The sequence below is a fragment of the Janthinobacterium agaricidamnosum genome, assembly GCF_003667705.1.
Classification (GTDB): domain Bacteria; phylum Pseudomonadota; class Gammaproteobacteria; order Burkholderiales; family Burkholderiaceae_D; genus Janthinobacterium.
Window position 1 is genome coordinate 4,752,268 of sequence record NZ_CP033019.1, and the last position, 23,955, is coordinate 4,776,222.

The 23,955-nt window shown below is 65.4% G+C and carries 20 protein-coding genes; 17 read left to right on the forward strand and 3 right to left on the reverse strand.

Features of this window, described 5'->3' with window-relative positions; genetic code table 11:
* Positions 1-60: 60 nt before the first annotated feature.
* Together D9M09_RS21470 and D9M09_RS21475 are read left to right on the forward strand one after the other, a co-directional pair.
* Entirely contained in the window at positions 61-933 is an 873-nt protein-coding gene (locus tag D9M09_RS21470) for a hypothetical protein (protein ID WP_070289178.1), read from the forward strand.
* A complete protein-coding gene (locus tag D9M09_RS21475) occupies positions 930-2,432 on the forward strand; it encodes a hypothetical protein (RefSeq protein ID WP_070310371.1) in 1,503 nt (500 codons plus the stop codon). The genes D9M09_RS21470 and D9M09_RS21475 overlap by 4 nt, the downstream gene beginning before the upstream one ends.
* A gap of 433 nt (positions 2,433-2,865) precedes the next feature.
* Here D9M09_RS21475 and D9M09_RS21480 read toward each other — a convergent pair whose 3' ends face one another.
* Positions 2,866-3,285 (reverse strand): hypothetical protein, encoded by a 420-nt coding sequence (locus D9M09_RS21480; protein WP_083287041.1) that lies wholly within the window; start codon positions 3,283-3,285, stop codon positions 2,866-2,868.
* A 315-nt stretch (positions 3,286-3,600) separates the two neighbouring features.
* Here D9M09_RS21480 and D9M09_RS21485 point away from each other — a divergent pair, with 315 nt between their 5' ends.
* On the forward strand, positions 3,601-4,671 hold the full coding sequence (locus tag D9M09_RS21485) for a hypothetical protein (RefSeq protein ID WP_070310366.1): 1,071 nt from the start codon (positions 3,601-3,603) through the stop codon (positions 4,669-4,671).
* Positions 4,672-4,674: 3 nt separating this feature from the next.
* Here the strand turns inward: D9M09_RS21485 and D9M09_RS21490 are convergent, their stop codons facing one another.
* Positions 4,675-5,634, reverse strand: a complete 960-nt coding sequence (locus D9M09_RS21490) for a LysR family transcriptional regulator (RefSeq protein WP_227742026.1) — start codon at positions 5,632-5,634, stop codon at positions 4,675-4,677.
* 109 nt (positions 5,635-5,743) lie between these two features.
* Between D9M09_RS21490 and D9M09_RS21495 the strand changes: the two genes are divergently transcribed.
* Together D9M09_RS21495 and D9M09_RS21500 are read left to right on the forward strand one after the other, a co-directional pair.
* Positions 5,744-6,583, forward strand: a complete 840-nt coding sequence (locus D9M09_RS21495; RefSeq protein WP_121670327.1) for a phytanoyl-CoA dioxygenase family protein — start codon at positions 5,744-5,746, stop codon at positions 6,581-6,583.
* Positions 6,583-7,404, forward strand: coding sequence for a sugar phosphate isomerase/epimerase family protein (locus tag D9M09_RS21500; RefSeq protein ID WP_121670328.1), 822 nt, complete (start codon positions 6,583-6,585; stop codon positions 7,402-7,404). Before D9M09_RS21495 ends, D9M09_RS21500 begins: the two co-directional genes overlap by 1 nt.
* Here the strand turns inward: D9M09_RS21500 and D9M09_RS21505 are convergent.
* The gene (locus D9M09_RS21505) at positions 7,389-8,327 is read right to left on the reverse strand and encodes a LysR family transcriptional regulator (protein ID WP_205602285.1); all 939 of its coding nucleotides are present in this window, start codon (positions 8,325-8,327) and stop codon (positions 7,389-7,391) included. The two genes, D9M09_RS21500 and D9M09_RS21505, sit on opposite strands and share 16 nt — an antisense overlap.
* A 130-nt stretch (positions 8,328-8,457) precedes the next feature.
* On the opposite strand from D9M09_RS21505, the gene D9M09_RS21510 reads away from it, so the two are divergent.
* From D9M09_RS21510 to D9M09_RS21565, 12 genes are all read left to right on the forward strand, one after another.
* Positions 8,458-9,333, forward strand: coding sequence for an aldo/keto reductase family oxidoreductase (locus D9M09_RS21510; RefSeq protein ID WP_121670330.1), 876 nt, complete (start codon positions 8,458-8,460; stop codon positions 9,331-9,333).
* A gap of 21 nt (positions 9,334-9,354) precedes the next feature.
* A complete protein-coding gene (locus D9M09_RS21515) occupies positions 9,355-9,816 on the forward strand; it encodes a MarR family winged helix-turn-helix transcriptional regulator (RefSeq protein ID WP_070310354.1) in 462 nt (153 codons plus the stop codon).
* 175 nt (positions 9,817-9,991) lie between these two features.
* Positions 9,992-10,960, forward strand: coding sequence for an IS1595 family transposase (locus tag D9M09_RS21520; protein WP_121670331.1), 969 nt, complete (start codon positions 9,992-9,994; stop codon positions 10,958-10,960).
* A 264-nt stretch (positions 10,961-11,224) separates the two neighbouring features.
* On the forward strand, positions 11,225-11,713 hold the full coding sequence (locus D9M09_RS21525; protein WP_121670332.1) for a DUF6702 family protein: 489 nt from the start codon (positions 11,225-11,227) through the stop codon (positions 11,711-11,713).
* 14 nt (positions 11,714-11,727) lie between these two features.
* Positions 11,728-13,764, forward strand: a complete 2,037-nt coding sequence (locus D9M09_RS21530; protein ID WP_121670333.1) for a TonB-dependent receptor — start codon at positions 11,728-11,730, stop codon at positions 13,762-13,764.
* 103 nt (positions 13,765-13,867) lie between these two features.
* The gene (locus tag D9M09_RS21535) at positions 13,868-14,602 is read left to right on the forward strand and encodes a 2OG-Fe dioxygenase family protein (protein WP_070223489.1); all 735 of its coding nucleotides are present in this window, start codon (positions 13,868-13,870) and stop codon (positions 14,600-14,602) included.
* Positions 14,603-14,744: 142 nt separating this feature from the next.
* Positions 14,745-16,106, forward strand: coding sequence for a hybrid sensor histidine kinase/response regulator (locus D9M09_RS21540; protein WP_121670334.1), 1,362 nt, complete (start codon positions 14,745-14,747; stop codon positions 16,104-16,106).
* 262 nt (positions 16,107-16,368) lie between these two features.
* Positions 16,369-17,091 (forward strand): CerR family C-terminal domain-containing protein, encoded by a 723-nt coding sequence (locus D9M09_RS21545; RefSeq protein ID WP_070223491.1) that lies wholly within the window; start codon positions 16,369-16,371, stop codon positions 17,089-17,091.
* Positions 17,088-18,503, forward strand: a complete 1,416-nt coding sequence (locus D9M09_RS21550; RefSeq protein ID WP_227742027.1) for an efflux transporter outer membrane subunit — start codon at positions 17,088-17,090, stop codon at positions 18,501-18,503. Before D9M09_RS21545 ends, D9M09_RS21550 begins: the two co-directional genes overlap by 4 nt.
* Before the next feature lie 13 nt (positions 18,504-18,516).
* Positions 18,517-19,701, forward strand: coding sequence for an efflux RND transporter periplasmic adaptor subunit (locus tag D9M09_RS21555; RefSeq protein ID WP_121670335.1), 1,185 nt, complete (start codon positions 18,517-18,519; stop codon positions 19,699-19,701).
* 8 nt (positions 19,702-19,709) lie between these two features.
* Positions 19,710-22,826, forward strand: a complete 3,117-nt coding sequence (locus D9M09_RS21560; protein ID WP_121670336.1) for an efflux RND transporter permease subunit — start codon at positions 19,710-19,712, stop codon at positions 22,824-22,826.
* Between the two features lie 131 nt (positions 22,827-22,957).
* A complete protein-coding gene (locus tag D9M09_RS21565) occupies positions 22,958-23,929 on the forward strand; it encodes a hypothetical protein (protein WP_121670337.1) in 972 nt (323 codons plus the stop codon).
* Positions 23,930-23,955: the final 26 nt, after the last annotated feature.

A 23,955-nucleotide genomic window follows, 5' to 3' on the forward strand; every position in this document is an offset into this window, starting at 1 on the left:
AAAAAGCCTCCGCCGCCGCGGCCTAAGCTACAAGCACAGGCCAAGGACAAGGAGAACGCCATGTCAGCCCACCTGATCATCGAAGACGGCCAGCCCTGGTGGGACAGCGCCGATATCTGGGTCGTGCCCGGCAATGATCCGAATGGCCCGCCCGGCGCACCCATTGCCGGCACCAGCAATTACCTGTGGGGCCGCGTGCACAACACGGGCAACAGCGCCTCGAACGGCGTGCGCGTGGACTTTTACTGGGCCGATCCTTCCGGCCAGATCGCCGTCGGCGCCGCCACGCAGATCGGCTCCGCGTTTGCCGACCTGCCGCCCGGCGCCACGCAGGAAGTGCTGTGCCTGGTACCGTGGGTGCCCGTCATCGTCAATGGCGGCCACGAATGCCTGCTGGCCGTGGCCCACGGGCCTGGCGACGTCAACCCGCTGCCCGACCCGCTGCCCAACGGTTTTCCCTTCCAGCCCAAGCAGCACGACCAGATCGCCCAGCGCAACGTCAACGTGGTGCTGGCGGCCAGGCGCGCGCAGTTGCTGGCCATCGCGGTGGCGGCCCTGCCCCGCGAAACGAAAAAAGTGGAACTGCAGATCGAGTATGGCGGCGAGCTGCCGGAGCGCCTGCTGGCCACCCTCGGGCTTGAGCGATGGCAGCCGGCCAGGGACGCACAGCTGGTCGCAGGCCTGGCGCGTACGCCCCATTGCAATGGCGACGCGCCCGGCGAGCAAACACTGGTGCTGGAAGTGCCGCGCGGCCAGGCGCAGGCCGTGTATCTGAGCGTGCGCGCCGAAGCCTTGCCGCCACGCCAGTATGCGCTGCTGCGCGTGCTGGAAACCCAGGATGGCAAGCTGCTGGGCGGCGTCACGTATGTCGTCACCGACCTGGAGAAAGAGCAAGCGCAAGAACAGCAAAGCCCCGAGGAGCAAGCATCATGAGCGACACACCCCTGCAGGTGCTGACGCGGCCGTTCGCGATCGAGCCCGTCACCAATATCATGCTGCCCGATGGCATCTTCGACAATGCCATCTATGGCTTGCGCATTGCCGCCCACGTCACCAATATGTCCGGCAGCGCCCTGACGAATGTCACGGTGTACCTGGAAAGCGTGGGCGACCCCGGCATCGTGCCCGTGGCGCGCACCTTTTTCTTTGCCAGCATTCCCGCCGGCGCGGCCATGCTGGTCATGTGGGATGCCGATTTCCAGCATGCGGCGCCCGGCAAGAGGCTCGTCAGCTTTGTCGCCAAGGCGGACGGCTACACGCCGCACCGCTCGATCCAGCAAATCTTCGTGTCGCAGACGCGCTTTGACAGCACGACCAACACCTACACGTGTACGGTCGAGGAAGGCACGCTGGAACTGTCCAAGCCGCAGGGCCATCTGCCGGGCAAGCGCTGGGGCAGCACGGGCACGGATGGGAAGGAGTGCCGCTGCCCGCCCGGCCTGGGCCCCATCGTACCGACCGGCATGACCCTCGTCTGGACGCCGAACCCCGCCTATGCGGGCACGCATGGCGAGCTGCCGTTTTCCGACCCGTGGTGGAAGGTTCTCGCCATCATCATCGCCATCATCGCCGCGCTGGTGGCCATCATTGCCGCCGCGCTCGGCTCCGGCAAGGCCAGCTTCAGCGTGGGCGGCAGTTTCGAGGAAACGGAACCCGACGTGCATTGCTGTTCGCTGGAAGGGGCCGGCTCCGGCCAGCCCGAGTTCACGGTGGCGGGCGTGGCCTCGGCCATCGCTTCGGGCGCCATCGCCGTCGCCTGCTCCGATATCGCCGACCCGTTCTGGCGTGGTCAGGAAGCAACACCACCGGCCGCTGGCGAACTGACCCTGGCCGAGCGCGTGGTGGCGAAATGGGTGTTGCCGGAAGCGCCGAATGCGGGCCTGCCCTATACGGCCGACATCAGCTGGGAGTACGATCGTTTCACCACGGGCGCCACCTACCAGCATGCGGTGACCGAAACGCAAGTCAACATCCACGTGGCGGGGCCGGTGGAAACGGATACGCCCGCCGTCGTGCAAGCCTACGAACCGTTGTGGCTGCGCGCCAGTTTCAAGCGCGACAACGGCAATGTCTTCCGCGGCACGGAGCTGTATGCGTTCGTGCTGTTCCAGGCGCCGCAGGGCCTGTATTTCGTCGAATCGCTGACCGACGACGGCCTGGGCTTCGACCCGGGTGCCAACGACGGCGTCTATGCAGGCAGCCTGGACTTGAAGCGCGCTTACCGCACCCTGCTGCAATATGATCAAAAAGTCTACGGCACCTGGAGAGTCTTCGTCTTCGCCCAGGACGTCAACCTGACCAAGCCGGGCACGCCGCCCGAAATCGCCGCCCAGCACATCGGCGGCATGTTCGTCGCCAGCGCCATCGAAATCACCTTCGACGATACCCTGCCCTGCCCGCTCAAGGCGCAGGCGAATATCATCGTGGTGTAGCAAGGAGCGAGAAGCAAGAAGCGAAGTCAGGCGTAGGTCGCGTAGGTCGGATTAGCGGGGCAACGCCCCGCGTAATCCGACACATTGTTGACTCCAAGCCCACGCGACAGTGGCCGCGCAAGCATGCAGGGCCAAGCGCCGCCCCGAAGACAGTACGCCAGGACCGGGGGAAAGCCTACAAACTGTGGCCTTTCGTACAGCCATTCGTAAGCGCGCCAAGAGCGGCTGAGAAAATGCTCAGGGCCAAGCGCCGCCCCGAAGACAGTACGCCAGGACCGAGGGAAAGGCTACAAACTGTGGCCTTTCGTACAGCCATTCGTAAGCGCGCCAAGAGCGGCTGAGAAAATGCTCAGGGCTAGGCGCCGCCTCGAAGACAGTACGTCAGTACGGCGAGAGGCAGGCAACAACGCCTTGGGCGTTTTATCAGCCGCTCTTACACCTTGACCGCGTCGGCCTTGGCAATAACCGTGCGCGGAATGATATCCATCGCCGGACACGTATCCATCGCATCCGAATACGCGAGCCAGCGCTGCAGGCTTTCCATGCGGCGGATGGTGATGCCCTTGCCATTGATGTAGCCGATCTGCTCGAAATTGGCGGGGCTGGTGGTCAGTTTCGACACGGTGGGCGCATTGTCGACGAGGCGGTCGTAGGCCTTGCGCGCCTTGTGCTCCCACTTGGCCAGCGCGGGGTCGTCAAAGCGGTTGCTTTCAAAATACACGGTAATGGTGCGGTCGTGGTTGGCAAAGCCGACGATGGCCGCACCTTTGCGTATGGTCAACAGGACATCTTCCTTGACGCCTGTGACGGGAACGAACACGGCAGCACGGCCATCCGCATCCGGCCGCTCCATGGGAATATCTTGTCCGATTATGCTCATCACATCACACTCTTAGTCTTCGCCTGTTGGCTTGTTGTCCCTGCTTCACTGAAAGCATGCCACCGTGCGCATGCGCGCCTTTGCCGCTGCGCCGGACCGCTTCCAGGCTCGCTGCCATGCCCTGTCATACCGGTTCATACCATTTTTCAAATAATACATTGCCGGAAAGCACTACACAAGATAATCAGGGGCGCGGCAGCCGCCTGTCCTCCGCCGGATGGGGAATGGTGACGGCCGGGGCAATCGCCTTATAATGCTGCGATTACTTCACGCCCCCACCTTCGCACCATGACGCTTCCCGAGAATGACACCAGCCGGCTCGATGCCATCAGCGCCGCCGCCACCGAAGTGGCCGCGCAAAACGTGGCCGACCTGCTGGCCATGGCCATCCGCCACCGCCCGGACGAACCGTCCCTGATCGTCTGCGACAAGCGCAGCTGGCTCAACGTGGTGCTGACGGAAGCGTATCGCCAGGCCTTGCCGGACGCCACCTTCATCGATTTCGACGAGGTCACGCCCGACGCCGTACTGGCCGCGTTTGCCGAACTGCCGGCCGGCAGCCTCGTCGTGCTGATCCAGTCGACCAGCTTCCGCCTGGAAGCGTTCCGCATCCGCATCGAACTGTTCAAGCGGGGCCTGAAAGTGATCGAACACGTGCATCTGTCGCGCATGCCCGGCGTACAGGGGCTGCACTACATCGCGTCGCTGGCTTACGACCCTTCCTATTACCGCGGCGTCGGCCATGCACTGAAAGCGCGCATCGACGGCGCCCGCCACGGCATGGTCGACAGCGGCGGCGAGCAGCTGGTCTTCGCGTCCCCGTTCGAATCGGCCAAGCTCAATATCGGCGACTACAGCGGCATGAACAATATCGGCGGCCAGTTCCCCCTGGGCGAAGTATTCACGGAAGCGCAGGACCTGGAAGCGGTGAACGGGCGCGTGCGCATCTTCGTCTTCGGCGACACGCACTTCATGGTCAACCGCCCCGATACGCCGATCACCCTGATCATCGACAAGGGCAGAGTCACGGGCACGGAGCACGCCACGCCGGAATTTACCGCCATGCTCGAGATCATCCGCGCACATGAAGGTGAAGTGTGGGTGCGCGAACTGGGCTTCGGCATGAACCGCGCCTTTTCGCGCGAGCAGCTGGTCAACGACATCGGCACGTATGAACGCATGTGCGGCATCCATCTGTCGCTGGGCGCCAAGCACGGCGTGTATACAAAACCGCAATTCAAGCGCAAGGATGCGCGCTACCACGTCGACATCTTCGCCGTCACCGAAGCCGTCTACCTGGACGACGAGCGCGTGTATGCCGATGGCGCCTGGACGGTGGAACCGGTCGCGTTCAATTGACCGTCAGCTGAAAACTCCGGCCGCTGCCAGCTCGCGGTCCCACGGCGGCACGGGCTGGTATTCGGCCACCAGGAAATCGATCAGCGCGCGCACCTTGGGCGAAGGCTGGCGGCTGGCCGGATACAGGGCGCTCAAGTGATTCAGGGGCAGGTCCCAGCCGGACAGCACGGGCAGCAGGCTGCCATCGAGCAGGTTGCGCCAGGCGAGAAACGTGGTGCTGTAGACGATGCCCAGCCCCCGCTGCGCCGCCTGGTGCAGCACCAGGCCGTTATTCGCCGTAAAACCCGCCTGCACGCGCACGCTCACTTCCTCCCGCTGTTCCCCGTCTCCGCGCTGGAAATGCCAGTTCGTGCCATCGGTCAAATGGCTGAAATGCAGGCACTGGTGCTTCAATAAATCCTGCGGCGTCTGCGGCACGCCCCATTGCGCCAGGTAGGCGGGACTGGCGCACAGCACGGCGCGGCACGGCGCCAAAGGCCGCATGGCCAGCGCGCTGCTGTCCGGGATGCCGCCCACGCGGATGGTCAAGTCAAAGCCGTGGCGTATCGGGTCGAGCAGCGCATCGTCGACAAACAGCTCGGCCCGCACCTGCGGGTGCAGCAGGCTGAAACGGGCGACGGCATCGGCCAGCCACGCGCTGCCGAAGCTCGATGGCGCCTGGATGCGCAGCGGCCCGGCCAGCTCCGCCCCCGCTCCCGCCTGCGCCACGTGCGCCACCATGCGCGCCGCTTCCTGCGCCTGGCTGACGGTGGCCATGCACGGCGCCAGGTAGGCGCGGCCCGCGTCCGTCAAACTCACTTCGCGCGTGGAGCGGTGCAGCAGGCGCGCGTTCAGGCGCTCTTCCAGCTGCATGATGGTCTTGCTGACCATGGCGCGCGTCAGCCCCAGGCGCTGCCCGGCCACCGTAAAGCTGCGCTGGCGCGCCACTTCGACAAAGATTTCCATCGCTTTTAGTTGATCCATATCAAAGATTGTCATCGCTTTGGCGACAATCTGTCAACCACTGGGCGATTGTTTGCGCACTGTCCCCATCCTACAATGGCGCCTTCTACCAATCTCCGGAGCCGCCGCCATGCTGACGATCGAACAACAGGAACAATACCAACGCGACGGCTACATCATCCTGCCCGATTTCAAGGGCGCGGATGAAATCGCCGCGCTGCGCGCGCGCGCCGAGCAGATTGTCAACGAATTCGATCCCAGCGTCAGCCAGTCGATCTTCACCACGCGCGACCAGGCGAAGAACACCAACGATTATTTCCTCGCCTCCGACAACACCATCCGCTGCTTCTTCGAGGAAGAGGCGTTCGGCGCGGACGGCCAGCTGAAACAGGCGAAATCGCTGTCGATCAACAAGATCGGCCACGCCATGCACGACCTGGACCCCGTCTTCCGCGCTTTTTCGGCCGACCCGAAACTGGCCGAAGTGGCGCGCGACTTGGGCCTGGCGGATGCGCAGGTATGGCAATCGATGTATATATTTAAACAGCCCGGCATCGGCGGCGAAGTACGCTGGCACCAGGACGCCACGTATTTCGAGACCACGCCGGTCAGCGTGACCACGTTCTGGTTCGCGCTGGAAGACGCGACCCTGGACAACGGCTGCCTGTGGGCCGAACCGGGCGGCCACCGCGGCCCCCTGCGCGAACGCTTCATCCGCAACGGCGACCAGGTGCGCGTGGAAAAGCTCGATGCCATGCCGTGGCCCGACGACAGCACGGCCGTGCCACTGGAAGTGAAGGCGGGCGCCCTCGTCTGCTTCCACGGCTTGCTGCCCCACTACAGCGCGCCGAACCGCTCGCCCGTCTCGCGCCACGCCTACACCTTGCACGCCACCGACGGCCAGACCGAATATGCGGCGCACAACTGGATACAGCGCGACGCGGCGTTCCCCGTGCGGGGCTTCGTCTGATGCGCATCGACGTCTTTGCCGCCCACTGGGGCAATAACGACCTGCCGCCCGACGTCTTCATCGACAAGGTACTGGCGGCCGGCTTCGACGGCATCGAGATGTCGCTGCCGCTGGACGCCGCCCTGCGCGAGGAGTGGACGGGGCGCATCGCCGATGCGGGCCTGGAGCTGATCGCCGCGCAGTGGGAAACTGTGTTCCACGGCGACTTCGAACTGCACCGCGCCGCCCTGGCGGAACTGCTAGAAAACGCCTGCCTGGCGCGCCCCGTGCTGGTCAACACGCACACGGGCAAGGATTACTATACCCAGGCGCAGAACGCGGCATTGATCGACCTGGCTGCCGCCATCTCGGCAAAGCACGGCGTGCCCATCGTGCACGAGCTTCACCGCAGCCGCTTTTCCGGCCACCCGATGCTGCTGCTGCCGTATCTGCAGCAGTATCCGCACCTGCCCTTGACGGCCGACCTGTCGCACTGGTGCTGCGCCTGCGAATCGCTGCTGGAAGACCAGCCGCACACGCTGGCGCAAGTGCTGCCGCTGGTGCGCCACGTGCATGCGCGCGTGGGCCATGCGCAGGGTCCGCAGGTGGCCGACTTCCGCGCGCCGGAAGCCAAGCCGGCGCTTGACGCCCACCTGGCCTGGTGGGATGCCATCGTCGCGCTGCGCCGCGCGGCCGGCGCCGAGCGCATGACGTTCACGCCGGAATTCGGCCCCGCGCCGTACACGCAAACGCTGCCCTGGACGCAGCAGCCAGTGAGCGACGCGTGGGAGCAGAACGTCGCCATGCTGCAGCTTTTACGCCAGCGCTATCCTGCGGATTGAGCAAGCGGCGGAAGCTGCGCAAAATTGGCCTGCACGAAATCGATGAAGGCGCGCAGCGGGGCCGGCAGGTGGCGCCGGCCCGCATAGTATAAAAACGGGCCGGGAAAGGGCATCGACCAGTCTTCCAGCACGGGCTGCAGCTGGCCCGCATCGATATACGGCTGCAGCCACTCTTCAAACAGATACACCAGACCATGGCCGGCGATGGCCATGCTGACCGCGAAGTCGGCCGCCGTCGGCGTGACGATCACGGGGCCGTCCGGCTCCACGCTCACTTTTTGCCCATCGCGTTCGAACTCCCATGGGGGAATCGCGCCACTGAGGAATTTTCCCAGCAGGCAGGCGTGCTGCAGCAGCTCGCGCGGATGCACGGGCACGCCCCGCTGCGCCAGGTAGGACGGTGCGCCCGCCACCGCGAAGCGCTGCGTGCGCGGGCCGATCGGGATGGCGATCATGTCCTGCTCCAGCCGCTCGCCATAGCGGATGCCGGCGTCGCAGCCACTGGCGACGACATCGACAAAATTATTATCGACCACCAGCTCGACCCTGATCTGCGGATAGGCGCGCAGGAACTGGTCGACCATGGGCTGCAAAAAGAAGCGCGCCGCGTTGACCGGCACGTTCAGGCGCAAGGTGCCGCGCGGACTGTCGCGCAAGTCGTTCAGCACGTCGAGCGCGCTGCTCACTTCCTCGAGCGCCGGACGCAAACGCGTCAGCAACAGCGCGCCGGCTGCCGTCGGCGTCACGCTGCGCGTGGTGCGTTCCAGCAGGCGGATGCCCAGTTGCTGCTCCAGCCGCCGCAGCGCTTCGCTCAGCGCCGACGCCGACTGCCCGCTGGCGCGCGCGGCCTGGCGAAAACCCCGGTGCCCGGCCACCAGGGCAAAGGCGGACAGGTCGGCCATGGAAGGGTTGTCTGCATGCATGAGGAGCGCTTTCACGGGGTGAGATTGTGCGTAAATAAGTACAGCCTGTGCCGGACTGACCCGATTATCATACAGCGTATTCGCCCTTAGGATGGCGGCTCCCGTCCCTTACCACTACACAGGAGCTCCCATGCACACGTATGCCCCCGCCAGCGACCGCTTCACGCCCGCCCATTGCGACATCGCATTCAACCGCCTCGGCTACGGCGCCATGCAACTGGCCGGCCCACACGTCTGGGGCCCGCCGAAGGACCGCGCCGCCGCCGTTGCCGTGCTGCGCGAAGCCGTCGAACTGGGCATCAACCATATCGACACGTCGGACTTTTACGGCCCCCACGTCACCAACCAGATCATCCGCGAAGCGCTGCATCCATACCGCGACGGCTTGACCATCGTCACCAAGATCGGCTTCGTGCGCGGTGCCGACCAGTCCTGGCTGCCGGCCGCATCGTCACAGCAACTGCGCGACGCCGTGCACGACAACCTGCGCAACCTGGGCCTGGACGTGCTCGATGTGGTCAACCTGCGCGCGCCGGGCATGGAAGGCCCCGACGGCTCGTCGCTTGCCGAGCCGCTGTCCACACTGGTGCAGCTGCAGCGGGAAGGCCTGGTGCGCCATATCGGCCTGTCCAATGTCGATGCCGGTCAGGTGGCCGAGGCCCAGCGCATCGCTCCCATCGTCTGCGTGCAGAACCACTACAATCTGGCACACCGCGCGGACGATGCGCTGATCGACACCCTGGCCGCGCAAGGCATCGCCTACGTGCCCTTCTTCCCCCTGGGCGGCTTTTCGCCGCTGCAGTCCGATACCTTGAACCAGGTGGCGGCCGCCCTGCAGGCCACGCCGATGCAGGTGGCGCTGGCCTGGCTGCTGCAGCGCGCGCCGAATATGCTGGTCATTCCCGGCACCTCGTCCATTGCGCATCTGCGCGAGAATGTCGCCGCCGGCGCGCTCAGGCTCGACGCGCAGGCTTTGGCGGCATTGGGGTCGCTTGCAACTAAGTAGCGCACTATATATACTGTGCCCATGGATACCACCACCGCCCCCAACCCCTTGCACCAGGTGCCGCGCCTGGACGGCCAGCTGTGCTTTGCGCTGTACTCGACCTCGCTTGCAATGAACAAGCTGTACCGCAAGCTCCTGCGCAAGCTCGGCCTGACCTATTCGCAGTACCTGGTGATGATGGTGTTGTGGGAGCGCGACGGCCTGACGGTGTCGGAAGTGGGCGAGCGCCTGTTCCTGGACTCGGCCACCCTGACGCCCTTGCTCAAGCGCATGGAGCAATCGGGCCTGCTGACGCGCACGCGCGCCGCCAGCGACGAGCGCCAGGTCATCATTTCCCTCACGCAGCAGGGAGACCAGCTGCGCCACGACGCGGCCCTGCTGCCCGAAGCCATCCTGACGGCCAGCCACTGCAGCGTGGAACAGATTGTGGACATGAAACAACAACTGAACCAGTTGCGCGACAGCCTGATGAAAAGTGAGTAAAAGCGCTGCTTTCCCGAGCAAAATCAGATAAAGCATCCACCTGACGGCGCCCGGCAAAAGCCGGTCCATCATCCGCCTTTCTTTATGGCTCTGTCCCCGTTAAGTAGGGGAAGTTCAGGAATCTTCCTGTATCCCCGCTGTCTGACTGTGCATCGCAGACAAACGGGAGCATTTCATGCAGCCAGCCGAATGGAAAACCTTCATCGCCCAGTTCGCCGCACTGAGCCGTCGCCAGCGCCTGGCGGGCATCGCTCTGCTGCGAGGAAGCGCACCGCAGGACGCTGCCGCGGCACTGATCGAAAGCGTGGCCCGGCAGCGGTCACACTGTCCCGCCTGCAACAGCAGTCATGCTCACCTGCATGGCCATGCGCACGGACTGCAGCGCTACCGTTGCGTGCCGTGCGGCCGCACCTTCAATGCACTCACTGGCACGCCGCTGGCGCGCTTGCGCCATAAATCACTGTGGCTCGACTACGCCGACTGCCTGCTCGAATCGGCTTCCGTGCGCAAGGCGGCAAGCCAGCTGGGCGTGCACCGCAACACCGCCTTTCGCTGGCGCCACCGGTTTTTAAGCCTGGCCAAGACGGACCGGCCCCATTGCCTGCATGGCATCGCCGAAGCGGACGAGCTGTATGTGCTGGAGTCGGAAAAGGGATCGCGGCATCTGACGCGTCCGGCGCGCCGCCGAGGCGGCCATGCCCACAAGCGCGGCGTTTCCAGTGAACAAGTCTGTATCCTGGTGGCGCGCGACCGCACGGGACAAACCCGCGATTTCGTCGCGGGAAAAGGGGCGCTGACCAAGGCGCAGCTGCATGCCTGCCTGCCACCCGTGATCGACAAGGACATCTTGCTGATGACCGACGACCACGCTGCCTATCGCGCCTTTGCCAAGGAAGCGGGAATCAGCCACCAGGCCGTCAATGTGCGTGCCGGCATCCGCGTGCAGGGCGCCGCGCATGTACAGAACGTCAATGCATATCACAACCGCCTGCGGGCATGGCTACGCCCCTTTCACGGCGTGGCGACGCGCTACCTGCCGAATTACCTGGGCTGGCGCTGGATACTGGACGCCGGGCGCATCCGCTCCCCGGAAACATTATTGAAGGCAACACTGGGAGCATTCCCACATCTGATGGTGACATAGCCTTCTTTATTGCAAAGAGAAACAAGGACGGCCCCACCCTGCGTATAGAATAGTTGCCACTATTTCCTTACAACAACGTCAGGGTGACCATGCGCATACCTTTCTGCTCCCCCGAAGACCTACCGCACCGCCTCCTGCGCGCAAGGTCACGCCTTCGCGCGTGGAACTGTTCAAGAGCGAAAAATCACCCAAGGAGAAGCTGATGCGCGATTTTCATCCACCGTTGAAAGGCAAGAGCAATGGCCCGGCCAAGGGCGACGCGGCATGAAGCGCTGGCGTGCGCTGACGGCCGTCACGCTGGCCTGCATCAGCATGGCGGCCGCCGCCCATAACTTCCACATGGGCATCGCCGACATCAGCTATAACGCGGCCAGCGGCAGCACGGAAGTGGTCCACACCTACACGGGCCACGACGTCGAGGCGCTGCTGACGAATCTGTACCAGCGCCGGTTCGACCTGGGCCAGGAAGACAGCGAAGCGGCGCTGCGCCGCTATGTCGAAAAACAGTTTTATCTCGTGGCGCCGGACGGCAGGCGATTGCGCCTGAACTGGGTCGGGATGAAGGTCGATGCCGACAACGTGGTGATCTTCCAGGAGATCGAACGCACGCGTCTGGCCCCCGCCACGCGCATTCATAACCAGTTGCTGATCGACTTCCTGCCCAGCCAGCGCAATACCCTCAACGTGCAGGACAGCGGCAGCATCCAGACGCTGATCTTCGACCGCCAGAACTCGGAATGGCCGATCCGCTAATCCCCGGCATACCCATGACGTCACGCTCCCTTCCCCTCCTCCTCGCGGCCCTGTTTTCCGCCACCGCCGCCCACGCCGACGACCTCTTCCAGCGCGTGCTGGTCGACGGTTCGCGCCTGAACCAGCTGGGCGTGGCCAATTCGGCCAACGCGGGCAGCATCACGCAACAGCAGCTCGACGCGCGCACCAGCTACCGGCCCGGCGAATTGCTCGAAGCCGTGCCGGGGCTGATCGTCAGCCAGCATAGCGGCGAGGGCAAGGCCAACCAGTTCTACCTGCGCGGCTTCAACCTCGATCACGGCACGGACTTGCGCACCACGGTCGACGAGATGCCTGTCAACCAGCGCAGCCATGGCCACGGCCAAGGCTGGACGGACCTGAACTTTTTGATCCCCGAACTGGCCATGCGCCTCGATTACAAGAAGGGGCCGTATTCGGCGGCGCAAGGCGATTTCTCCTCGGCGGGTGCGGCGTCCGTCGTCTACGCGAACCGCCTGACGCAAGGCATCGCCAGCGCGGGCATCGGGCAAAACGGCTTTCGCCGCGCCCTGCTGGCCGACTCCATCGATGCGGGCGACGGCAGCCTGCTGTACGCGCTAGAAGCGCAGCATAACGATGGCCCGTTCACGCAGCCGGACCGCTACCGCAAGCGCAATGGCGTGCTGCGCTACAGCGAAGGCTATGCCAACAACGGCTTCAACGTCACGGCCATGGCGTATGACGCCAGCTGGAACGCCACCGACCAGATTCCGCTGCGCGCCGTGCGCGACGGCAGCCTGGGCCGCTTCGACGCCGTCGATGCCAGCGACGGCGGCAAGGCGCAGCGCTACAGCCTGTCGGGCGCCTGGCACCAGACGACGGACGACGTGTCGTCCAGGGTCAGCGCGTACGTGATCGCCAACCGCCTGGCCCTGTTCTCGAATTTTACGTATGCGATGGACGATCCGCTCAACGGCGACCAGTTCGCCCAGCCCGACCGCCGCGTGACGGCCGGCCTCGACGCCAGCCACACCTGGCACCGCCACACGGACCGGGGCAGCAGCGACACCACCATCGGCCTGCAGCTACAGAACGACAATATCCACAATGGCCTGTACCACACGCGCCGGCGCCAGATCCTGTCGACCACGCGGCAAGACCATCTCGTCGAAACGAGCATCGGCGTGTATGGCGAAAACAGCACGCGCTGGTCGCGATCGCTGCGCACCGTGGCCGGCCTGCGCGCGGATGCCTACCGCTTCGACGTGCGCAGCGACCGCGCCGTCAATTCGGGCACGGCCAGCGACCATTTGTTCAGCCCCAGCCTGAGCGTGATCGCGGGGCCGTGGCGCGACACGGAAGCGTATGTCAACATCGGCAACGGTTTTCACAGCAACGACGCGCGCGGCACGACCATCACGGTCGATCCGAAGACGGGCGAGGCGGCTGGCAAGGTCACGCCCCTGGTGCGCTCGCGCGGCCTGGAACTGGGCTTGCGCAGCGCCGCCATCGCCGGCCTGCAAACCTCGCTGTCGCTGTACCGCCTGGACTTCGATTCCGAGCTGCTGTTCATCGGCGACGCGGGCGCCACGCAGGCGGGCCGCCCCAGCCGCCGCTACGGCATTGAGTTTTCCAGCTACTACAAGGCGGCCCGCTGGCTGTCGCTGGACCTGGACCTCGCGTATGCGCGCGCACGCTCGCGCGGCAGCGACCCGGCGGGCGACTTCATTCCCGGCGCCATCGAAGGCGTGGCCCAGCTGGCCATGACGGTGACGCCGCCGGGGCCGTGGTCGGGCTCCTTGCGCCTGCGCTACTTCGGCCCGCGCCCCCTGGTGGAAGACAACAGCGTGCGCTCCGCCGCCAGCGTGGGCTTGAACGGGCGCATAGCCTACCAGGTCGACAAGACCTGGCGCGTGGAAGTGGAAGGCTACAACCTGGCCAACCGGCGCGACGCGGCCATCGATTACTACTATGCCTCGCGCCTGCCCGGCGAAGCGCAGCCCGTGGACGATATCCACTTCCATCCGGTGGAATCGCGCTCGCTGCATCTGACCCTGGTAAAGAATTTTTAAGTAAACAAGAATAATTCCTGTTGCACTGCACAGGAAACGCCGCGAAGTCGTAGAATGCCAGGCTGGATAAACTGAGACAGGCCGCATTGCGGCCTGCACCGCCATGAGCACTTCCGCACCGATCTTTACCGCCCCGTCCCACGTCAAGGAAGCCTTGCGCGATGACGGCTATGCCGTCCTGCGCCCGCAGGACGTGGCCGCGCTGGCCGGCTGCCCGCTGGACGCGCTGCGCGCGCTGGAACCAAGCTGGGATACCCTGGCGCTGGACAATTACCTGAAGGATGGCGGCCGCTATCGGCGCCGGCGCCATTCGTGCTTCGTGCAGGATGGCGAGCGTCTGACGCAGACGGCGCACCGTCCGCACTGGCAGCCGGTGGAATACAACGCCCTGCACGGCGGCATGCACCGCCTGTTCGAACCGGTCGACCCGGCCATCGTCGCGCAAGCGGCCTGGCAGCAGCTGATTCGCGCACTGGGCGACGCCTGCTCGCAGGTCAAGGGCCGCCAGCCGTGGTTCATCGAGGCGCACCAGTTCCGCATCGATACGACCGACGGCATCGGCCGCCCCACGCCGGAAGGCGCGCACCGCGACGGCGTCGATTTCGTCGCCGTGCTGCTGATCGGGCGCGAACAGGTCAAGGGCGGCGAGACGCGCATCTTCGAAGCGGAGGGCCCCAACGGCAAGCGCTTTACCCTGACCGAGCCATGGTCGCTGCTGCTGCTCGACGACGCTGCCGTGATCCACGAATCGACGCCGATCCAGCCCATCGGCGAACACGGCCACCGCGACACCCTTGTACTGACCTATCGCGCCGGCCAGTTCCAGGGCGAAAACTGACAGGCGGCCACAGCATTCCCTGTGGGCAAAATAGTTACTTGGAAGTTACTTTTACAGACCTAAATCCGATATAGTCATACGATGTCGATATTGCGCGCTCACCGCGCCCAGCATCACCACACTGAAATCCTAGGAGAGGTCTGTGGACTCCAACAACCAAATCAAGCCTGACGAAATCGAGATCCTGATCGTCGAGGACAGCCCGACCCAGGCGGAGCGCTTGCGCCGCCTGATCCAGTCGCTGCACTATAACGCGCGCGTGGCGGCGAATGGCCAGCTGGCCCTGGCCGCCATCCGCGAGCGCAAGCCGCACCTGGTGCTGTCCGATATCGTCATGCCTGAAATGAATGGCTACGACCTGTGCCGCGCCATCAAGTCCGACCCGACCCTGCGCGACATTCCCGTGATCCTCGTCACCTCGCTCAATGACCCGAAGGACATCATCCGCGGCATCGAGTGCGGCGCCGACAATTTCATCCGCAAGCCTTACGCGGAAGACTACCTGCTCAACCGCATCAGCCACATGCTGATGAACCAGAAGCTGCGCAAGAACCAGAACGTGGAAATCGGCATCGCCCTGTACCTGGGCGACCAGAAGCACTTCATCAATGCGGAGCGCCAGCAAATCCTCGATTTGCTCATTTCCACATATGAACAGGCGGTGCAGGTCAACGGCGAACTGCAGGCGCGCGAACGCCAGGTGATCGAGCTGAACATGCGCCTGGCGCACCATGCGGCCGAACTGGAAACCATCAACCGCGAAATCGCCCTGAAAAACCTGGAACTGGCCGAGGCGAGCCGCATGAAGTCCGCCTTCATCGCCAACATGTCGCATGAACTGCGCACGCCGCTCAACGCCATCATTGGATTCACGGGCGCGCTGCTGATGAAACTGCCCGGCCCCCTGACGTCGGACCAGGACAAGCAGCTCAACACCATCCGCGCCAGCGCGCGTCACCTGCTCTCGCTGATCAACGACATTCTCGACGTGGCCAAGATCGAGGCGGGCAAACTGACCCTGTCGATCGAACCCGTGCACTGCCAGGACCTGATGGCCGAAGTGGCCGACACCCTGCGCCCGCTGGCCCAGCAAAAGGGCCTGGCGCTGGAAATGGCGCTGGGCGAAGCGGGCCGGCCGCCCGCCATCATCGAGACGGACCGCCGCGCACTGACGCAAATCCTCATCAACCTGCTCAACAACGCCATCAAGTTCACGGAACAGGGCACGGTGCGCATCAGCCTGGCCCAGCGCGAGGAAGACGGCATGCTGGTGACGGAAATGAGCATCGCCGACAGCGGCGCCGGCATCAAGGAAGAAGACCAGGCCAAGCTGTTCCAGGCCTTCTCGCAACTCGATTCCACCTCCACGCGCCACGTGGAAGGCGCGGGACTGGGCCTGTACCTGTGCCAGAACCTGGCCAACGCCATCGGCGGCGCCTTGTTCTTCAACAGCGACTACGGCTCCGGCAGCACCTTCACGCTGGCACTGCGCAGCAAGGCCTGAGTTTCTGTGCGCCGCAGCATGAAATGCTGTTTTTTTGCTATCAACAAGAGATGAATACAGTAGTTCTACGGTATTGCACCGCACCATTTTCAGCGCTATAGTGGAACTGTCTCCTCCAATTCGTTCCCTGAACATTGGATTCAGCCCGCGCCAGTTCGCGGGCTTTTTTTTGCCCGCGTTTTACCGCATCTTCATCTTTCCTTAACTAAATCAAGCGATTTAGTTATATCAATCGTTTGAGATATATGATTAAATCTCCGACATGATTGAAAAAAACATTTCCCCAACACCAAGCGCCGACGACGGGCGCAAGCCCCGCTCCGATGGCGAGCAGTCGCGCGAGCGCCTGCTGCATAGCGCCATCCGCCTGTTTGCCGGGCAGGGCTACGCCAAGACCTCCACGCGCGAACTGGCGCAGGCGGCCGGCACCAACGCCGCGGCCATCCGCTATTATTTTGGCGACAAGGCGGGCCTGTACCGCGCCGCCTTCTCCCATCAACTATCGAATCCACAAGACAATATCGCCCTGTACGAGCAACCGCATTTCACCTTGCGCCAAAGTCTGGAAGGCTTTTATGCGCAATTGCTCGCCCCCATGCAGCAGGGAGAAATCGCGCGCGACTGCATGCGCCTGTGGTGCCGCGAGATGCTCGAACCGACGGGCCTGTGGGCGCGCGAGGTCGACCAGAACATCCGTGCCGAACACGAGGCGCTCACGCGCGTGCTGGCGCGCCACCTGGGCGCGCCCGCCAACAGCGACGACATGCACCGGCTGGCGTTTTCCATCGCCTCGCTGGCCCTGCAGCACATGGTGGGCGCCGACGTGCTGCACACCTTGCGCCCGCAACTGCTGGAATCGCCGCACGCGATCGACACCTGGCTGGCGCGCTTGACCGACTACGCGCTGGCCATGGCCGACGTGGAACGCCGGCGCCTGGCCACTCCCCCCTCTACCACTCAACGACAAGCAGAAGGACCAGCATGACGATTATTCGATGCACCGTTCAACGCGCCCTGGCCGCCGGCATCGTGCTGGCGCTGGGCGGTTGCGCCCTGCAAGGGCCGCCCGCCGCGGTGGCCGCCAGCGCACCCGCGCAGTGGCAGGCGCCGCTGCCGCACAACGGCAAGCTGACGGACCTGGCCAGCTGGTGGCAGGGCCAGGGCGACAGCCTGCTGGTGGAATTGATCACCGAGGCGCAACAGGTCAGCCCCACCATCGCCGCCGCCGGCACGCGCATCGTGCAGGCGCGCGCGGACAGCATCGCCAGCGGCGCCGCGCTGGCGCCCAAGCTCGACGCGACGGGCAGCGTGGTGCGCACCAGCCAGCAATCGGCGCAGCCCAGCGGCACCACCTCGCAGGCAGCCTTGCAGGCGTCGTGGGAAATCGACGTGTTTGGGGCCAACCGCGCCACGCGCGACGCGGCGCAGGAGCGCTACGGCAGCGCCCGCGCGCTCTGGCATGAGGCCCGCGTCTCGGTGGCCGCCGAAGTGGCGAACCAGTACTACGCCTTGCGCACCTGCCAGCAGTTGCAGGCCGTGGCCGAACAGGATGCGGCCTCGCGCCGCGACTCGGCACGCCTGACGGAACTGAGCGCCGGCGCCGGTTTCCAGCCGCCCGCCAACGCCGCCCTGGCCCGCGCCAGCGCCGCCGAAGGCGCCAGCCGCGCCATCGAACAGCGCGCCGCCTGCGACGTGAACATCAAGGCGCTGGTCGCCCTGTCGGCCATGCCGGAAGCGTCGCTGCGCCAGAAGCTGGCGGCCAGCCCTGCCATCCTGCCCTCGCCCGTGGCGATTGCGGAACTGCCGGCGCAAACCCTGGCCCAGCGTCCCGACATCTACAGCGCCGAACGCGAAGTGGCGGCCGCCAGCTTCGAAGTACGCGGCGCGCAGGCGCAGCGCTATCCCCGTCTGAGCCTGGCAGGCTCGATCGGCAAGGGCAATATCCGCGCCGGCGGCACCAGCATCACGGCCAGCACCTGGAGCATCGGCCCGCTGGCCGTCAGCCTGCCCATCTTCGACGGCGGCACCCGCCGCGCCCAGGTCGACGCGGCCACGGCGCGCTACGACGAAGCCGTGGTGAAATACCGCGCCGGCGTGCGCCAGGCCGTGCGCGAAGTGGAAGAAGCATTGGTCAACCTGGCCAGCACGGACGCGCGCAGCGAGCATGCCAAAACCGCGCTGGAAGGCTACCGCGTGTCGTTTGTCGCCACCGAAGACCGCTACAGGAACGGCCTGGCCAGCCTGATCGAACTGGAAGACGCCCGCCGCACGCGCCTGGCCGCCGAAAACACGGTGGTCAACCTCGAGCGCGAACGCAGCGCCGCCTGGGTGGCGCTGTACCGCGCCGCAGGCGGCGGCTGGAACGGCAGCAGCGCCATCGCCAACAACGCACCTTGACGGATACGACAACATGAAAAAACTGATTTTGACACCCACGGCATTCGCCCTGGCCGCCCTTTGCGTAATGCTGGGCGCGGGCGTGGCCCTGTACCCATCGGCTTCCACGGCAGCCGACGAGGCGAAGGACAAGAAGGCGGCGCAAAAACCCGCGCTGACCGTCACCACGGCCAAGCCGCAGACGGCCAGCCTGCCCATCAAGTTGAGCGCCAACGGCAACGTCGCCGCCTGGCAGGAAGCCGTCATCGGCAGCGAGTCGAACGGCTTGCGCCTCACCGACGTGCGCGTGAATGTCGGCGACGTCGTGCGCGCCGGCCAGGTGCTGGCCGTGTTCTCGAACGACACGGTGAACGCCGACGTGGCGCAGGCCAGGGCCGCCGTGCTGGAAGCGGAAGCGAATGCGGCCGAGGCGGCAGCCAACGCGCAGCGCGCCCGCTCGCTGCAAAGCACGGGCGCCATCAGCGCGCAGCAGATCAGCCAGTACCTGACGGCAGAACAGACGGCCAACGCGCGCATCGCGTCCGCCAGGGCGCAGCTGGCGTCGCAGCAGCTGCGCCTGAAATACACGCAGGTGGTGGCGCCCGACAGCGGTATCATCTCCTCGCGCTCGGCCACCGTGGGCTCGGTGGTGGGCGCCGGCACGGAATTGTTCCGCATGATCCGCCAGGGCCGCCTCGAATGGCGCGCCGAAGTGACGGCCACCGAGCTGCTCAATTTGAAACCAGGGACGCTGGCGCAAGTGAAGGCGGCCAATGGCAGCGTGTTGACGGGCAAGGTGCGCATGATCGCCCCCACGGTCGACCCGCAGACGCGTTCCGCCCTCGTGTACGTGGACCTGCCGGCCAGCACGGGCAACCATGCGCCGTTCAAGGCAGGCATGTACGCCAGCGGCGAATTTGAACTGGGCACCTCGGGCGCGCTGACGGTGCCGCAGCAGGCGATTGCCGTGCGCGACGGCTTCAGCTATGTCTTCCGCCTCAATCCCGACCAGCGGGTCAGCCAGATCAAGGTGCAGGCCGGACGGCGCCTGAGCGACCGCATCGAGATTTTAGGCGGCATCACGGCCGACACGACCATCGTCGTCAGCGGCGCCGGCTTTCTCAATGACGGCGACCTGGTACGCAATGTCGCCACCCCGGTAGCGGCACCGGCGGCAGCCAAGCCTGCTGCGCCGGCCGCCGTGGCAGCGAAAAAGTAAGGCAAGCCATGAATTTTTCCTCCCTCTCGATCAAGAATCCGATCCCGGCCATCATGCTGTTCGCGCTGCTGACTTTGGCAGGCCTGCTGGCCTACAAGGCCAATCCGGTGCAGGATTTCCCCGACATCGAACTGCCCATCGTCACCGTCAGCGCGGTGCTGCCCGGCGCCGCGCCGGCCCAGCTGGAAACGGAAGTGGCGCGCAAGATCGAAGACTCCGTCGCCACCCTGCAAGGCGTGAAAAACATCTACACCAAGGTGCTCGATGGCGTCGTCACGGTGACCGTCGAATTCATTCTGGAAAAGCAGATCGCCGAAGCCGTCAACGATGTGCGCGACGCCGTCGCGCGGGTCAAGGCGGACATGCCGGCCGAGCTGCGCGATCCCACCGTCACCAAGGCGTCCACGGCCGGGCGCGTGGTGCTGACCTTTATCGCCACGGCAAAACCCGGCGTGGACAACCCGCTCGACTCTCCCGACCTGTCGTGGTTCGTCGACAACACGGTCGCCAAGCGCCTCCTGACCGTGCCCGGCGTGGGCGCCGTCACCCGCGTGGGCGGCGTCTACCGCGAAATCCAGGTGGAACTCGACGAGGCGCGCATGGCGGCATTGAAAGTGTCCGCCCTCGACGTCTCGCGCCAGCTGCGCCTGGTGCAGCGCGAAGCGCCGGGCGGCCGGGGCGACGTCAGCGGCGCCGAGCAGTCGGTGCGCACCATCGCCACCGTGAAAACGGCCGATGAACTGTCGCGCGTGGAAGTGCCGCTGCCGGACGGCCGCCACGTGCGCCTGGACCAGGTGGCCACCGTGCGCGACACCATCGCCGAACCGCGCGCGCTGGCCGAGCAGGATGGCAAGACCGTGGTCGCCTTCGAGGTGTTCCGCACCAAGGGCGCCAGCGAAGTGGCCGTCGCCAAGGGCGCGCGCGACGCCATCGCCGACCTGCAAAAGGAAAACCCCAACGTGGTGCTGCAGCAGTCGATCGACAACGCCTTCCCCGTCGAGGAAAACTTCGACGGTTCGATGGAACTGCTGTACGAAGGCGCGCTGCTGGCCGTGCTGGTAGTGTGGTGGTTCCTGCGCGACTGGCGCGCCACCCTGGTGGCCGCCGCCGCCCTGCCCCTGTCCGTGATGCCGGCCTTCCTTGGCATCTACTGGTTCGGCTACACGCTCAATACCGTCACCCTGCTGTCGCTGGCGCTGGTCGTCGGCGTGCTGGTCGACGACGCCATCGTGGAAATCGAAAACATCGAGCGCCATCTGCGCATGGGCAAGTCGCCCATGGAAGCGGCCATGGAAGCGGCCGACGAAATCGGCATGGCGGTGATCGCCACCACCTTCGCGCTGGTGGCCGTGTTCCTGCCGACGGCCTTCATGAGCGGCATTCCCGGCCTGTTCTTCAAGCAGTTCGGCTGGACGGCCGTGCTGGCCGTGCTGGCCTCGCTGGTGGTGGCGCGCCTGCTCACGCCGATGATGGCAGCCTACATATTGAAACCGCTGCCGCACAAGGAAGAACAGGATGGCTGGCTGATGACGCGCTACCTGACGGTCATGCGCTGGTGCCTGAACCACCGCGGCATCACGGCCATCGCCGCGGCCCTGTTCTTTGTCGGCGCCATCGCGCTCGTGCCGCTGCTGCCGACCGGTTTCGTGCCGGCCGCCGACCGCGCGCAGACGCAGATCAACCTGGAACTGCCGCCCGGCTCCACCCTCGGCGAAACGCAGGCCGTGGCAGCGCTGGCGCGCGACGCGGCCATGCGCACACAAGGCATCCAGGGCGTCTTCAGTTCGATCGGCGGGGGCTCCAGCGGCGACGCCTTCGCCCCCGGCGCGGCGGCCGAGGCGCGCCGCGCCGTGCTGACCCTGACCACTGTGCATCGCACGGAGCGCAAGGAATCGATGGCGGACCTGGAAACGCAGCTGCGCCACAAGCTCGATACGATCCCCGGCGCCCGCTTCACGGTGGGGCCGCCCGACACGGGCGTCAAGATGCAGCTGGTGCTGCGCTCGGAAGACCCGGTGGCGCTGATGGCCGCGGCGCAAAAGGTCGAGCGCGAACTGCGCGGCCTGAAAGGCATCGGCAACGTCAATTCCAGCGCCTCGCTGGTGCGTCCGGAAATCATCGTGCGCCCCGATTTCGCCAAGGCGGCCGACCTGGGCGTGACGGCGGCAGCCATCGGCGAGACCGTGCGCGTGGCCACGGCCGGCGACTACGATACGGACCTGACGAAAATGAACCTGCCCGAGCGGCAGGTGCCGATCCGCGTCAAGCTGCCCAACAGCGTGCGCGCCGACCTGGCCGCCATCGAGCGCCTGACCGTGCCCGGCAAGAATGGCCCCGTGCGCCTGGCGAACGTGGCCACGGTGACGATGGAAAGCGGCCCGGCGCAGATCGACCGGTTGAACCGCAGCCGCAACGTCACCCTCGACGTGGAACTCGGTTCGCGCACGCTCGGCGAACTGAATGAAGAAGCGCGCGCGCTGCCGTCGATGAAGAATCTGCCGCCGTCCGTGAAGATCGCCGAGCTGGGCGACGCGCAGGAAATGGCCTCGCTGTTCGCCAGCTTCGGCCTGGCCATGCTGATCGGCGTGCTGTGCATCTACTGCGTGCTGGTGCTGCTGTTCAAGGACTTCATGCAGCCGGTGACCATCCTGGCGGCGCTGCCGCTGTCGATCGGCGGCGCCTTCGTGGCCCTCCTGATCACGGGCAGCGCCCTGTCGATGCCGTCGATGATCGGCCTGATCATGCTGATGGGGATCGTCACGAAGAACTCCATCCTGCTGGTCGACTATGCGATCCTGGCGCGCCAGGCCGGCATGAACCGCTTCGATGCGCTGGTCGACGCCTGCCACAAGCGCAGCCGGCCCATCCTGATGACGACGATCGCCATGGGCGCCGGCATGATGCCGCTGGCGCTGGGCTGGGGCGCCGACCCCAGCTTCCGTTCGCCGATGGCCATTACCGTCATCGGCGGCCTGATCACCTCGACCTTATTGAGCCTGCTGGTGGTGCCGGCCGTGTTCACCTATATCGACGACCTGGAGCACCTGCTCAAGCGCGGCATGGCGAAACTGCGCCGCCAGAAGGCGCCGCTGCGGCGCGATGACAGGGTGGCGCTGGAAAAATAAGCGCCAAGGCTGATTGCAAAAACGCCCCCTGCGGGCAAGGAAGCGAGGGACGGGCCGCCAGGCCGCGCTCCCTCGCTTTCATCTATCTGGCATACTGCGCCCATTCTCCATGACCGCAATCTGCCCTGCCTATGAATTACCGCACCCCGCTCGTCCTGCTGATGGTCTCCGCACTGCTCGGCGCCTGCTCGGACAAGACCACCCCCGCCAACGCCGGCCTGGCAGCCGACGTGGCAGCCGCCGTCCCCGCCGCCGCCGATGCAACGGCATCGGTCGAACACGTGCCGCCGCCGTCCGCCACCGCGCCCAGGACGGAAGCGATGAACACGCCGCAGGCGCGCGAGCGCGAAGCGACCATGATGCGCGCCGTCTTCGGCAAGGCCTACCGCGACGACAGCGACGATGCACTGGCCGACCTGCCCGATCCGGACAACCACGTCGACAAGCTCAGTTACGTGGTCAGCGCCGTCAGCCACAAGCTGCTGCCTGATGGCAGCGCCATCCTGGTGGCGAATGCGGAAACGGCCAATACGGAAGGCACGGCCGAATCGGCGCATGCCTCGCCGGGGCTGCTGAATGTCTTTTTCCTGGCGCCCAAGGGCACACCGGAAGACGGCCAGTGGCAAGTCGTGAAACGCCTGGAAAACATCGCCGCCCTGGGCTCGTCGGGGCAGCTCGGCGAAGTCCACTGGGTCATGCTGGGCGCGAACAAGCCGGGACTGGCGATCCGCTACGGCTATACGGGCCAGGGCTACACCATCACGCAACTGGCCCTGTTTGAAATCGGCGACGGCAAGGTCACCTCGCTCGATGGCGCCATCGACCTGTACTCGGACAATATGGGCGCCTGCGGACCTGAAACGGACGAGTGCTGGATGGTCAAGGGGAACTGGCGCTTCGCGCCAGCGCGCAATGGCGGCGCCTACGATGACTTGCTGATCGACTTCAAGGGCGCCTCCGAAAAGATCAAGCCGGGCGTCAAGGTCAAGCAGGACGAAGACCCGCCGCGCATCGCCACGCCACTGAACGGCCACGCGCGCTATGGCTTCGATGGCAAGGGATACAAACTGCTTGAAGGGAAGAATCCAGTGCCAGGCGTGTAAGCGTATCCGCGCCAGGCACCGGCAAA